Raw genomic sequence first — 656 nt, forward strand, 5'->3', positions numbered from 1 at the left:
AAAAAACTCCTTGACGCGAAACGGGAAATGCGTAGAATACGCAGCCCTAGCCAACTGGAAGCGTTCGACGCTCAGTGTGGTACTCAAGTTCTCTTACGAATATTGAGTTGCTCTTTAACAAGATAAAACAAGAAATCTGTGTGGACACTCACAGGTGTTGAGTTAATCGAAACTGCTTAACCTTCGGGTTGGCAGTCAAAAATTTAAATCAATGTAACAATGAGTGTTCATAGTAATATGTACAGTTTGTTTCTGCTTTTAAGTGGGAACAAAAAATCAGAATTCATTGAGCCGCTGAAGTCGCAAGACGGAAGCAACAAAACTTTAATTGAAGAGTTTGATCATGGCTCAGATTGAACGCTGGCGGCAGGCCTAACACATGCAAGTCGAGCGGCAGCRCAAGGGARTTTACTYCTGAGGYGGCGAGCGGCGGACGGGTGAGTAATGCCTAGGGATCTGCCCAGTCGAGGGGGATAACAGTTGGAAACGACTGCTAATACCGCATACGCCCTACGGGGGAAAGGAGGGGACCTTCGGGCCTTCCGCGATTGGATGAACCTAGGTGGGATTAGCTAGTTGGTGAGGTAATGGCTCACCAAGGCGACGATCCCTAGCTGTTCTGAGAGGATGATCAGCCACACTGGGACTGAGACACG

The 656-nt window shown here is 48.0% G+C and carries 1 rRNA gene; it reads left to right on the forward strand.

The features are described from left to right. Positions 1-325: 325 nt before the first annotated feature. Positions 326-656, forward strand: a 16S ribosomal RNA gene (locus L5M40_RS22535); the annotation flags it as partial.

Source organism: Shewanella sp. SM68, from assembly GCF_025653925.1.
Classification (GTDB): domain Bacteria; phylum Pseudomonadota; class Gammaproteobacteria; order Enterobacterales; family Shewanellaceae; genus Shewanella; species Shewanella oncorhynchi.